Origin of the sequence: Sphingopyxis soli, assembly GCF_018682675.1 — a bacterium.
GTDB lineage: Bacteria > Pseudomonadota > Alphaproteobacteria > Sphingomonadales > Sphingomonadaceae > Sphingopyxis > Sphingopyxis soli.
The window spans coordinates 1-11855 of record NZ_JAFMTR010000062.1; the positions used below are offsets into that span (position 1 = coordinate 1).

General features: G+C 66.7%; 10 protein-coding genes. 4 read left to right on the forward strand and 6 right to left on the reverse strand.

The window, feature by feature from the left end; genetic code table 11:
* Window positions 1-25: 25 nt before the first annotated feature.
* The 6 genes from J1N50_RS09685 to J1N50_RS09710 all read right to left on the reverse strand — a co-directional run bounded on the left by J1N50_RS09685 (window position 26) and on the right by J1N50_RS09710 (window position 4916).
* Window positions 26-1084 carry an enoyl-CoA hydratase/isomerase family protein gene (locus J1N50_RS09685; protein ID WP_215353333.1) on the reverse strand — a complete coding sequence of 353 codons (1059 nt, stop codon included), beginning with the start codon at window positions 1082-1084 and terminating at the stop codon, window positions 26-28.
* A complete protein-coding gene (locus J1N50_RS09690) occupies window positions 1081-2226 on the reverse strand; it encodes an acyl-CoA dehydrogenase family protein (protein WP_215353334.1) in 1146 nt (381 codons plus the stop codon). The genes J1N50_RS09685 and J1N50_RS09690 overlap by 4 nt, the downstream gene beginning before the upstream one ends.
* 48 nt (window positions 2227-2274) lie before the next feature.
* A complete protein-coding gene (locus J1N50_RS09695) occupies window positions 2275-2583 on the reverse strand; it encodes a GIY-YIG nuclease family protein (RefSeq protein WP_246553321.1) in 309 nt (102 codons plus the stop codon).
* 42 nt (window positions 2584-2625) lie between these two features.
* Window positions 2626-3030, reverse strand: a complete 405-nt coding sequence (locus tag J1N50_RS09700) for a RidA family protein (RefSeq protein ID WP_343227863.1) — start codon at window positions 3028-3030, stop codon at window positions 2626-2628.
* Entirely contained in the window at window positions 3023-3322 is a 300-nt protein-coding gene (locus tag J1N50_RS09705) for an I78 family peptidase inhibitor (protein ID WP_215353336.1), read from the reverse strand. The genes J1N50_RS09700 and J1N50_RS09705 overlap by 8 nt, the downstream gene beginning before the upstream one ends.
* A gap of 100 nt (window positions 3323-3422) precedes the next feature.
* Complete coding sequence (locus tag J1N50_RS09710; protein ID WP_215353337.1) at window positions 3423-4916, reverse strand: CoA-acylating methylmalonate-semialdehyde dehydrogenase; 1494 nt, start codon at window positions 4914-4916, stop codon at window positions 3423-3425.
* 97 nt (window positions 4917-5013) lie between these two features.
* Between J1N50_RS09710 and J1N50_RS09715 the strand changes: the two genes are divergently transcribed.
* From J1N50_RS09715 to J1N50_RS09730, 4 genes are all read left to right on the forward strand, one after another.
* The gene (locus J1N50_RS09715) at window positions 5014-5901 is read left to right on the forward strand and encodes a LysR family transcriptional regulator (RefSeq protein WP_215353338.1); all 888 of its coding nucleotides are present in this window, start codon (window positions 5014-5016) and stop codon (window positions 5899-5901) included.
* 138 nt (window positions 5902-6039) lie between these two features.
* A complete protein-coding gene (locus J1N50_RS09720; protein ID WP_215353339.1) occupies window positions 6040-7218 on the forward strand; it encodes an efflux RND transporter periplasmic adaptor subunit in 1179 nt (392 codons plus the stop codon).
* Window positions 7219-7224: 6 nt separating this feature from the next.
* Window positions 7225-10419 (forward strand): efflux RND transporter permease subunit, encoded by a 3195-nt coding sequence (locus J1N50_RS09725; protein ID WP_215353340.1) that lies wholly within the window; start codon window positions 7225-7227, stop codon window positions 10417-10419.
* On the forward strand, window positions 10416-11822 hold the full coding sequence (locus J1N50_RS09730; protein ID WP_215353341.1) for an efflux transporter outer membrane subunit: 1407 nt from the start codon (window positions 10416-10418) through the stop codon (window positions 11820-11822). Before J1N50_RS09725 ends, J1N50_RS09730 begins: the two co-directional genes overlap by 4 nt.
* Window positions 11823-11855 lie beyond the last annotated feature (33 nt).

Genomic DNA, 11855 nt, shown 5'->3' on the forward strand with positions numbered 1-11855 from the left:
CCCCCGCTTTCGCGGGGGCGACGATCTAGGCGAGCGGGGTCCATTTCTCTTTTTCGGGCAACGGCTCGAAAATTGCGTCGATCCAGTCTTCGGTGACGGCCTCTGCGGTCGGCGGGTCCCATTTCGGGCTGTTGTCCTTGTCGATAATCAGCGCACGGACGCCCTCGATGAAGTCGTGCATCCGCACGACGCGGCTGCCGATCGCATATTCCTGTGTCATCTGCGCCGCAAAGTCGTGCATCGCGGCGCCTTCCTTCAGCTGGCGCAGCGCGACCTTGCACGTCTGCGGCGATTTCGAATGCAGCGCCGCAAGTTCCTTCTCCGCCCATTCGCCGCCATCGGCTTCGAGCGCGGCGAGGATGTCCTCATAGGTGTCGCTGGCGAACAGGCGGTTGATCTTGTCGATCTGGTGGGTGATCGCGGCAGGCGGCGCGGTGACCGACAGTTCGCCCAATATGCCACCGATACGGTCGGGGTGCTGCGCGATGCGCTCTTTCGCCTCGGCGAGCTTCTCCGACGGCAGATAATGCGTCGCGAGGCCGAGCGCCAAACATTCCGCCCCATCGAGCCGCGCGCCGGTAAGCGCAAGGAACACGCCGACGCGGCCTTCGAGGCGCGGCAGATACCAGCCGCCGCCGACGTCGGGGAACAGCCCGATCCCCGTCTCGGGCATCGCGAAGCGCGTATGCTCGGTCGCAACGCGATATTTCGCCGGCTGCGAAATGCCGACGCCGCCGCCCATAGTGATGCCGTCCATGAAGGCGACGACGGGCTTGGCGTAGGTGAACAGCAGATGGTTGAGGCGATATTCGGTGTGGAAGAAGGCGCGGGCTTCGACGCCGTCCTTCGCACCGCTCTCCGCCAGCATGCGGATGTCGCCGCCGGCGCAGAAGCCGCGGCCCTCGCTATGGTCGACGATCACCGCCTCGACGGCGTCGTCATCGCGCCATTCGAGCAGCGCCTCGATCATCGCCTCGCACATCGGCAGGTTGAGCGCGTGGATCGCCTTCGGGCGGTTGAGCGACAGACGGCCGATCCGGCCATCGGTCGAAATCAAGACATCGTCTGTGTGATGAGGGGTCATTGGCGCAGCAGATCCCTTCCGACGATCATCCGCATCACCTGGTTCGTGCCTTCGAGGATCGAATGGACGCGCAGGTCGCGCCAGAAACGCTCGATCGGATAGTCCTTCAGATAACCGTAGCCGCCGAACAGCTGGAGCGCGTCGTTGACGATCTTGCTGCCATTGTCGGTCGCAAGCCGCTTTGCCATCGCCGAGAAGCGCGACTTGTCGGGGGCGTTGGCCGTCACCTTCGCCGCGGCAAGATAGAGCAGGGCGCGCGCGGCTTCGAGGTCGGTCGCCATGTCGGCGAGCATGAACTGGGTGTTCTGGAAATCGGCGACCGGTTGGCCGAACTGCTGGCGGTCCTTGGTGTAGGCGATCGCCTCGTCGAGGCAGCGCTGCGCGCCGCCGAGCGAGCAGGCGCCGATATTGAGGCGGCCGCCGTCGAGCCCCGCCATCGCGAAACGGAAGCCGTCGCCCTCGGCGCCAACCAGATTCTCCACCGGCACGCGGCAATCCTCGAAGATCACCTGCGCGGTGGGCGAGGCGTTCCAGCCGAGCTTCTTCTCGGGTGCGCCGAAGCTGAGGCCCGGCGTATCCTTTTCGACGACGAGGCAGGAAATCCCTTTGGACTTCTCTTCGCCGGTGCGGACCATGCAGACATAGATGTCGTTGACCCCGGCGCCCGAGATGAACTGCTTGGTGCCGTTCAGCACATAATGGTCGCCGTCCCTTTTCGCCGTCGTCTTGAGCGCCGCGGCGTCGGACCCCGACCCCGGCTCGGTCAGGCAATAGCTCGCGATCTTTTCCATGCTCACGAGGTCGGGCAGAAAGCGCGCCTTGATCCCGGCGCCGCCGAAGCGGTCGATCATCCACGTCGCCATATTGTGGATCGAGACATAGGCGCTCGTCGCGGGGCAGCCATAGGCCATCGCCTCCATGATGAGCGCGGCTTCCAACCGGCCGAGCCCGATGCCGCCCGATTCCTCGGCGACGTAGATCGCACCGAAGCCGAGCTCGCCCGCGGCCTTCCACACGTCGACGGGATAGTGGCTCTTCTCGTCCCATTCGGCAGCGAAGGGCGTGATGCGGTCCGCGGTGAACTTGCGCGCCATATCCTGAATGGCGAGCTGGTCGTCGGTAAGCTGGAACTGGTCGGTCATTTCTTTTTCTCTTGCGTCATGCTGACGAAAGTCAGCATCCATTCCGAACTAGGGTAAAGGCGAAAAGCCGAGCCCGACGGCCCGATCCTCCCAAAAGGGGTTTTCCTTCTCGATCAGGGCGATCTTCCAGTCCCGCTTCCACGCCTTGAGCTGTTTTTCGCGCGTGATCGCCGAATCCATCGAGCCGTGCATCTCGTAGAAGACGAGCCGCTTTACGCCATAACGCTTGGTGAAGCCGCCTGTCAGGCCTTCGCGATGTTGATGAATGCGCGCCATCAGGTCGGATGTCACGCCGATGTAGATGGTGCCGTGACGGCCGCTCGCCATGATATACACGCACGGATACCGCTCGCGCAATTTGCGCCTCCCGACAAAGCGCCGAATGGATGCTGACTTTCGTCAGCATGACGAGTCCGACAAAATGGCTTCGGCTTCGATTTCGACTTTCCACTCGGGGCGGATCAGGGCGGGGATGACGAGCATCGTCGATGCCGGGCGGATATCGCCAAACATCGCGCCATGCGCGCGGCCGACGAGATCGGCGTCGGCGGGATCGGTAATGTACATGCGGGTGCGCACGACGTCGGCAGGCGAGCCACCGAGCGCTTCGAGCGCCTCGCGAATGATCGTCAGGCAGCGCGCCGCTTGCGCGCCCGCGTCGCCCGGCGTCGAGGTGCCGTCGGGCTCGATCGGCGCGCAGCCCGCGACGTCGATGCGATTCCCCACCCGAACCGCACGGCTGTAGCCATAGACGGGTTCGAAAGGCGAGGCAGAGCTGTGGTTGCGACGCGCCGGATCAGCCACAGGTGACCCGCTCGATCTTGTAGGCGTCGTCATACATGATGTTCACGCGATCCTGCCGGTAATCCATCGTCATCGCCGAACGCGGCGGGCCCCAGCGCAAGGTGCGCGCGCCGGTCGCCTTGAGCACCGCAGCGCCGACCTCGGGCGTTGCGGTCTGCCCGACGAAAGAGGCGCCGCCGTCGGCATTGCACGTCATCGGAGGAGGCGCGGGCGCCGGTTCGGTTCCGTCACCCATCGTGGCGCAGGCGGCAAGCGGCAGCATGGCGGCGGCGGCGACAAAGCGAATATCCATGTCTGTTCTCCCCTGATGGCACCACCCCGATGGCGGCAGCGCGACCATAGCCCGGCGACCCTCGCGCGTCGATGACGGGAAAGCGCCGAACCGGCCCGGCTCACCCCATCGTCGGGATGACGAAGGCGTTGCCGCCGTCGGGCGAGCCGTCGGGCCAGCGCGCGGTGACGGTCTTGACCTTGGTCCAGAACTTCACGCCTTCCATGCCGTGCTGGTTGGTGTCGCCGAACGCCGACCGCTTCCAGCCGCCGAAACTATGGTACGCGACCGGCACCGGGATCGGCACGTTGATGCCGACCATGCCGACGTTGACGCGCGCCGCGAATTCGCGCGCCGCGTGGCCGTTGCGGGTGAAGATCGCGACGCCGTTGCCGTACTGGTGCTTCGACGGCAATTCGAGCGCGGTCTCGAAATCGGGGGCGCGGACGATCTGCAGCACCGGGCCGAAGATTTCCTCCTTGTAGCTTTCCATGTCGGTCGTGACATGGTCGAACAGGGTCGGGCCGACGAAGAAGCCCTTTTCATGTCCCTGCAGCGTGAAGCCGCGGCCATCGACAACGAGTTCGGCGCCCTCGTCAGCGCATTTCGCGATCCACCCCTCGACCTTGTCCTTGTGCGCCTGCGTCACGACGGGGCCGTAATGCGCCTCGGCATCGGTCGACACGCCGACTCGCAGCGCCTCGATCGCCGGGATCAGCTTGTCGCGGAGGCGGTTTGCGGTGTCCTCGCCGACGGGAACGACGACCGGCAGCGCCATGCAGCGCTCGCCCGCCGAGCCGAAGGCCGCGCCGGTCAGATCGTTCACGACCTGGTCGAGATCGGCATCGGGCATGACGATGCCGTGGTTCTTCGCGCCGCCCATCGCCTGCACGCGCTTGCCGTTCGCGACGCCGCGATTGTAGACATAATGCGCGATATCCGACGAACCGACGAAGCTGACCGCGCCGATGTCGGGATGATCGAGGATCGCGTCGACCATTTCCTTGTCGCCATGGACGGTCTGGAAAATGCCTTCGGGCATACCCGCTTCGAGAAAGAGTTCCGACAGGCGCACGGGGACCGAGGGGTCGCGCTCGCTGGGCTTCAGAATGAAGGCATTGCCGACCGCGGTCGCGACGCCGCCCATCCACAGCGGAATCATCGCGGGGAAGTTGAACGGGGTGATACCCGCGCCGATGCCGACCGGCTGGCGCATCGAATAGACGTCGATGCCCGGCCCGGCGCCCTGCGTATATTCGCCCTTCAGCACATGCGGGATGCCGCAGCAGAATTCGATGACCTCGAGGCCGCGCTGGATGTCGCCCTTCGAATCGGCGATCACCTTGCCATGTTCGGCCGACAGCATTTCGGCGAGCTGGTTCATATTGGCTTCGACGAGCCGCTTGAATTCGAACATCACGCGTGCGCGGCGCTGCGGGTTGGTCGCGGCCCAGGCGGGCTGCGCGGCCTTGGCAGCGGCGACGGCGCGGTCGAGAACAGCGCGGTCGCCGAGCGCGACCCGCGCCTGCACGCCGCCGTTGTTGGGGTCGAGGACGTCGCCGAAGCGAGCGGAGCCGGCGGAACCGCCGACGATGTGATGGTCGATCTGTCGCATATCCGAATCTCCCGTAAGATGTTGCCGCTGCCACAGCCGAGTTGCGGGGCGATTGCAAGGGATAGACTTGCAGAGTCACCCTGCATATTTGCAGGTTATGGACTGGGACAGGCTGCAATATTTCCTGATGGTCGCACGCCATGGCACGCTCGCGCGCGCGGCGGCGGCGCTGCATGTCGATGCGACGACCGTCAGCCGCCAGGTCAGCGCGCTGGAAGCCGCGCTGCAGCAGACCTTGTTCGAACGCGCGCCGACGGGGTTCGTTCTGACCGCGGCGGGCCGGGCGCTCGTTCCGCACGCCGAAGCGATGGCGGCGGCGGCGGCGCGCATCCATTCGGCGCAGCCGGGCGGGTCGGCGTTGTCGGGGCAACTCCGCGTCAGCGTCTCCGAAGGCTTCGGCAACAGTTTCATCGCGCCGCGCCTGGGCAAATTCGTCGCGGCGCATCCGGAGCTCGAGATCGACCTCGTCGCCTCGTCAGGCTTCCTCAATCCTTCGCGGCGCGAGGCCGATATGGCGGTGCTGCTTGCACGGCCCAGAAAAGGCCCGCTGATCACGCGCAAGCTGTCGGACTACAGCCTCGGCCTTTACGCCCCCGCCGACCGGCCCGACTGGCAGGATGCGGTCGCCGCGGCGCCGCTGTCGCGCGCGGGCATTCCGGTGATCGGCTATATGCCCGACATCCTCTATGCGCCCGAACTCGACTATCTCGGCGAGATCGAGCCGGGCCTTCGCGCGAACGTCCGCTCTTCGTCAATCCTCGCGCAGCGGCGAATGATCGCCGGCGGCGCAGGGGTCGGCGTGTTGCCCTGCTTCCTCGCGGGCGACGATCCCGCGCTGGTCCGCGTGCGCCCCGACCAGACGATCGCGCGCGCTTTCTGGCTTGCGCTGCACCGCGACGTCGCACCGCAGCCGCGCATCCGCGCCTTTATCGACTGGCTCGACGGCGAGGTGCGCGAGAGCCGGACGCTTCTCGTCCCCGCCTGATCTGCAACGCACCCAAATTGTCGCACTTTGTCGCAAGTGCCTGAAAGCGCTTGCATGGGGCAATGCGATGGGCTGAATAGCCCGAATCCGACGCTTTACTCCCCCGCCGCCCGGCCTAACCCGAGACGGATTTTTCGAATGACGATGACGAAGCCGCCGCTCCTGATCGGAGCCCTGTGCGCCCTGACGCTTTCGCTCGGCGCCTGTTCGGGCAAGCAAGAGGAAGGCCGCGGCAATCGCGCCGCGCAGGTCGGCTATGTCGTGGTCAAGCAGGAGCCGGTGCCGCTGACCACGTCGCTCGGCGGGCGCACGGTCGCTTTCGAGACGAGCGAGGTCCGGCCGCAGGTGAACGGCATCATCCGCCGCCGTCTGTTCACCGAGGGCGGCTTCGTGCGCGCCGGCCAGCCGCTCTACCAGATCGACGCCAGCCTCTATCAGGCGGCGGTCGACCAGGCCGCCGCGAACCTCGCGAGCGCGCGCGCCAGCGTGCAGGCGGCCGAAGAGAAAGCCAAGCGCTTCGAACCGCTCGCCAAGATCCAGGCGGTATCGCAGCAGGATTACAGCGACGCACTCGCGCAGGCGCGCAGTGCGCGCGCCGCGGTGGCGCAGAACGCCGCCGCGCTCGAAACCGCGCGGATCAACCTGCGCTACACGACGCTGTCGGCGCCGATCAGCGGGCGTATCGGACGCAGCCTGGTGACACCGGGCGGGCTCGCGAGCGCAAACCAGGCGACCCCGCTGGCGGTAATCCAGCAGACCGACCCGATCTATGTCGACATGCAGCAATCGAGCGCCGACCTCACGCGGCTGCGCCAGGCGCTGGCGAGCGGCGGAGTGACCCCCGGCAGCACCTCGGTCCGGCTGAAGCTGGAGGACGGCAGCGACTATGGCTTTGCCGGCACGGTGCAATTTTCCGAGGTCACGGTCAACGAAGGCACCGGGACCGTCACGCTGCGCGCGCGCTTCCCCAATCCGCAGGGGCTGCTGCTGCCTGGCATGTTCGTGACCGCGCTGTTCGACCAGGCGGTCAACCCGTTCGCGATACTGGTCCCGCAAGCGGCGGTGCAGCGCGATTTCGACGGATCGGCGTTCGTCTATCTGGTGGGCAAGGACAATAAGGCGGCGCGGCGCAAGATCGTCGCCGAGCGTACCGTCGGGCCGAACTGGGTCGTCACCGGCGGGTTGAAGCCCGGCGACAAGGTCATCACGCAGGGGGTCGGCAATCTCAAGGCGGGGGCGCCGGTCAAGCCGGTTCCAGCCGGCAGTCCGCAGCGCTTGGGGGCAGGTGCGGGCAAGGGCGAAGCAAAAGGGAAATAGGCCCCCATGTCGCGTCTCTTCATCGACCGGCCGATCTTTGCCTGGGTGCTGGCGATCATCGTCATGCTCGGCGGACTCGGCGCGCTGCGCGCGCTGCCGATCGAGCAATATCCCGACATCGCGCCCGCGCAGGTCAACATCCGCGCGACCTACCCCGGCGCCTCCGCCGAGGCGATCGAGAACAGCGTCACGCAGGTACTCGAGCAGCAGCTGACCGGGATCGACGGCCTGCTCTATTTCAGCTCGCAATCCAGCTCGCGCGGGCAGGCGACCATCACCGCCATCTTCGCCAAGGGCACCGATCCCGACATCGCGCAGGTCCAGGTCCAGAACAAGATCGCCTCGGCGATCTCGCGCCTGCCGGCGCAGGTGCAGAGCCAGGGCATTCGCGTCACCAAAGCCAATTCGGATACGCTGCTGCTCGTCGGCGTCTATGACACCACCGACACGCGCTCGTTTCAGGACGTGTCGGACTTCCTGTCGTCGAACATCCAGGATCCGCTGTCGCGCGTCGAGGGGGTCGGCGACGTCAACGTCTTCGGCTCGCCGCACGCGATGCGCATCTGGCTCAACCCGCAGCGGCTCGCCGCGGTGTCGCTGATGCCCGGCGATGTCGTCACCGCGATCACCGCCCAAAATGCCGAAGTCGCGGCGGGCGAGGTCGGCGGCACGCCGGCGCCGCAAGGCCAGATGCTCAACGCGACGGTCACCGCGCAGTCGCGCCTCCAGACCGCCGAGCAGTTCGAAAATATCGTGCTGAAGACGCTCCCCGACGGGTCGAGCGTGCGGATCAAGGACGTCGCGCGGGTCGAGATCGGCGCCGAAAGCTATGCGACGATCGTCCGTATCAACGGCCATCCGGGCGCGGGCATGGCGATCTCGCTCTCGCCCGGCTCCGACGCGCTCGAAACCGCCGACCGCGTCAAGGCGCGCATGGAGGAACTCTCGGCCGATTTCCCCGACGGGCTCACCTACAGCTACGCCAACGACGCGACCGCCTTCATCAAGCTGTCGGTGAGCGAAGTGCAGAAGTCGCTGTTCGAGGCGATCCTGCTCGTCATCGTCGTGATGTTCGTCTTTCTGCAAAGCTGGCGTGCGGTGCTGATCCCGGCGATCGCGGTGCCCGTCGTGCTGCTCGGCACCTTCGGCGTCTTTTACATATTGGGTTTCAGCATCAACACGATGACGCTGTTCGGGCTGACCCTCGCGATCGGCCTGCTCGTCGACGATGCGATCGTCGTCGTCGAGAATGTCGAGCGCCTGATGGAAGAGAATCCCGGCATGTCGGCGCGCGAGGCGACGATCCAGTCGATGAAGGAGCTGCAGGTCGCGCTGATCGCCATCGCGCTCGTGCTGTCGGCGGTGTTCCTGCCGATGGCCTTCTTCGGCGGCTCGACCGGGGTCATCTATCGCCAATTCTCGGTCACGATCGTCTCGGCGATGGCGCTGTCGGTGCTCGTCGCACTGATCCTGAGCCCGGCGCTGACCTCGACCCTGCTCAAGCCGAAGACGCACGGCGACGCGCCCGACAAGCCGGATCGCTTCCCGCGCGCCCACGCCGCGATGAAACGCGCACAGGACGGATTCAACAGCTGGTTCGACCGCTCCGTTAACGCCTATGTCGGGAGCGTCACCAAGGTCGTCGACCGCAAATGGCTGTTCCTCGGCATCTATGCGCTGATCCTCGTCCTGCTTGCGGTAATGTTCCTGCGGCTGCCGAGCGGCTTCCTGCCGAACGAGGATCAGGGCCGCGTCCAGATCCAGTTCCGCCTGCCTGCGGGCGCGACGCAGGAGCGCACGCTGCAGGTGCGCGACCAGATCGAGAAATATCTGCTCACCGAGGAAAAGGCGAATGTCGGCGCGCTCTTCCTCGTCGCGGGCGGCGGGGGCGGCGGCGCGGTCGGCCAGAATACCGGGCAGGGCTTCATCAACCTGATCGACTGGGACAGCCGACCGGGCAAGGAAAACACCGCCGACGCGATCGCCGAGCGGACGCGCAAGGCGTTGTCGGGGATTCGCGACGCGCAGGTGTTTGCGCTCGTTCCGGGCGCGGTGCGCGGGCTCGGCGATGCGTCGGGCTTCACGATGGAGTTCCAGAACCGCAGCGGGATGAGCCGCGACGAATTCGTCGCCGCGCGGGAGAAATTGCTCGCCGCCGCCAACGCCAACCCGAAGCTGACGTCGGTGCGCCTCTCCGACCTTCCCGACGTTGCGACGCTCAAGATCGACATCGATTCGCAGCGGCTGACGGCGTACGGCCTCACCAACAGCGATGTAAACAACACGCTCGCGACCGCGTGGGGCGGCCGCTATGTCAACGACTTCATCGACCAGGGCCGCGTCAAGCGCGTCTATGTGCAGGGCGACGCGCAATATCGCGCCAAGCCCGAGGATCTCGGCCAATGGTATGTCCGCTCGTCGGACGGCGAGATGTCGCCCTTCTCGGCCTTCTCGAAAATCGGCTGGTCGACGACGCCGAGCAGCACCTCGCGCTTCCAGGGCGTGCCCGCCTTCGAAATCTCGGGCCAGCCGGCCCCCGGCACGAGCTCGGGCGAAGCGATGGACGAGATGGAGCGGATGGCCGCCGAAATCCCCGGCACCAGCGTCGCGTGGGCGGGTTCCTCCTATCAGGAACGGCTGTCGTCGGGGCAGGCGCCCCTGCTCTATGCGCTGTCGCTGCTCGTCGTCTTCCTGTGCCTCGCGGCGCTCTATGAAAGCTGGTCGATCCCGCTCGCGGTGTTGCTGGTCATTCCGCTGGGGCTCGTCGGCTCGGTGTTCGCGGTGACGCTGCGCGGGCTCGAGAATGACGTTTATCTGCAAATCGGTCTGCTCACGACGATGGGGCTCGCGGCGAAGAATGCGATCCTGATGATCGAGTTCGCCGAGCAGGAAGAGAAAAAGGGCAAACGCGTGATCGAGGCCGCGGTCGAGGCGGCGCGCATCCGTCTCCGCCCGATCCTGATGACGAGCTTTGCCTTCATCTTCGGCGTGCTGCCGCTCGCGATCGCGACCGGCGGCGGCGCGAACAGCCGCGTCGCGATCGGCACCGCGGTGATCGGCGGCATGCTGACCGCCGCGCTGCTCGCGATCTTCTTCATCCCGCTCTTCTTCGTCCTGGTCCGCCGCGGCGTGCGCGACGGGCTCGCGGCGGTCCGGCGCCGGATCGAGAAGCGCAGAACCCGACGGGAGGCGGCGACATGAAGCCTGCTTCGCTCCTGATCGCCGCGTCCTTGCTGCTCGCGGGCTGTTCGCTCGCACCGAAGACGGTGCTGCCGGCACCGCCGGTGCCGCAGAGCTGGCCGGTCGGCGACGCCTATCTCCTCCAGAGCGAGGAAGCGTTGCCGCTACTGTCGTACAAGACGGTGTTCACCGACGTGCGATTGCAGAGCCTCGTCGATCGGGCGCTCGTCAACAACCGTGACCTTCGCGCCGCCTATGCCAATGTCGCCGCCGCGCGGGCGCAGGCACGCGTCAGCCGCGCGGGGCAGTTCCCCGCGCTCGGGGTCAGCGCGGGGGCGGGCTATTCCGATAATGGCGGTACCGGCGGCGGCGCGGGGGATTTCTCGCTGCGCGGCGGCGTCACCGCGTTCGAGCTCGACCTGTTCGGCCGCCTCGCCAACGCCGCCGAATCCGACCGCAACAGCGCGCTCGCGACCGAGGCCGCGTCACGCACCGTGCGCGTCGCGCTGATCGCCGATCTTGCGAGCGCCTGGGCCACTTACGGCGCCGACCGCGATCTGCTGAAGATCGCCGAGGACACCGCCGCCAATGCGCGCGAGAATGTCCGGCTGACGCAGGCACGGCTCGACGGCGGGGTCGCGCCGCGCACCGACCTGCGCCAGGCCGAACAGATTCTCGCCACCGCCGAGGATTCGATCGCGCAGCAGAAGACCGCGCTGGCGCAGGACGAAAATCTGATCCGGCTGCTCGTCGGCGGCGACATCGACCGCGGTCTTCTCCCCGCGGGCCTCGCCGAGGTGACGCCGGGCGTCGTCTCGCTCCCCGCCGGGGTCAATTCGCAGATATTGCTCCGCCGCCCCGATGTGATCGAGGCCGAATATCGCCTGCGCGCCGCCAATGCCGACATCGGCGTCGCGCGCGCGCGGCTGTTTCCGACGATTTCGCTCACCGGGCTGCTCGGTTTCGCGAGCGACGCGCTCGGCAGTCTCTTCGACGGCGGCTCGTTCAACTGGTCGGTCGGCGGCGACGCCACCGCGACGATCTTCGACTTCGGCGGCCGCCGCGCAGGGGTCGACGTCACCAAGGCGCAGCGCGATGCCGCGCTCGCAAGCTATGAGGGCGCGATCCAGACCGCGTTCCGCGAGGTCGCCGATGCCCTCGCGGTGCAGGGCACGATCGCCGAGCGCGTCCGCGCTGCGGCGGCGAACACCTCTGCCGCCGCCGACACCGCAATGCTGACTGACGCGCGCTACAAGGGCGGCGTCGACAGCTTCCTCGCCAGCCTCGACGCGCAGCGCAGCCTTTATGCGGCGCGGCGGAGCGAGATCGGGATGCAGCTGCTGCTCGTCAGCACGCGAATCGCGCTGTTCCGCGCATTGGGCGGCGACAGCAGCGCGGGTTCTGATGCGCAAAGATCGCGTTAGAATATTTCACGCGAAGACGCGAAGGCACTGGTT

Bases quoted from the DNA above. Each gene is read 5' to 3' on its own strand.
- J1N50_RS09685 (WP_215353333.1), bottom strand. From the start codon at position 1,084: ATGACCCCTCATCACACAGACGATGTCTTGATTTCGACCGATGGCCGG.
- J1N50_RS09705 (WP_215353336.1), bottom strand. From the start codon at position 3,322: ATGGATATTCGCTTTGTCGCCGCCGCCGCCATGCTGCCGCTTGCCGCC.
- J1N50_RS09720 (WP_215353339.1), top strand. From the start codon at position 6,040: ATGACGATGACGAAGCCGCCGCTCCTGATCGGAGCCCTGTGCGCCCTG.
- J1N50_RS09710 (WP_215353337.1), bottom strand. From the start codon at position 4,916: ATGCGACAGATCGACCATCACATCGTCGGCGGTTCCGCCGGCTCCGCT.
- J1N50_RS09690 (WP_215353334.1), bottom strand. From the start codon at position 2,226: ATGACCGACCAGTTCCAGCTTACCGACGACCAGCTCGCCATTCAGGAT.
- J1N50_RS09715 (WP_215353338.1), top strand. From the start codon at position 5,014: ATGGACTGGGACAGGCTGCAATATTTCCTGATGGTCGCACGCCATGGC.
- J1N50_RS09725 (WP_215353340.1), top strand. From the start codon at position 7,225: ATGTCGCGTCTCTTCATCGACCGGCCGATCTTTGCCTGGGTGCTGGCG.
- J1N50_RS09730 (WP_215353341.1), top strand. From the start codon at position 10,416: ATGAAGCCTGCTTCGCTCCTGATCGCCGCGTCCTTGCTGCTCGCGGGC.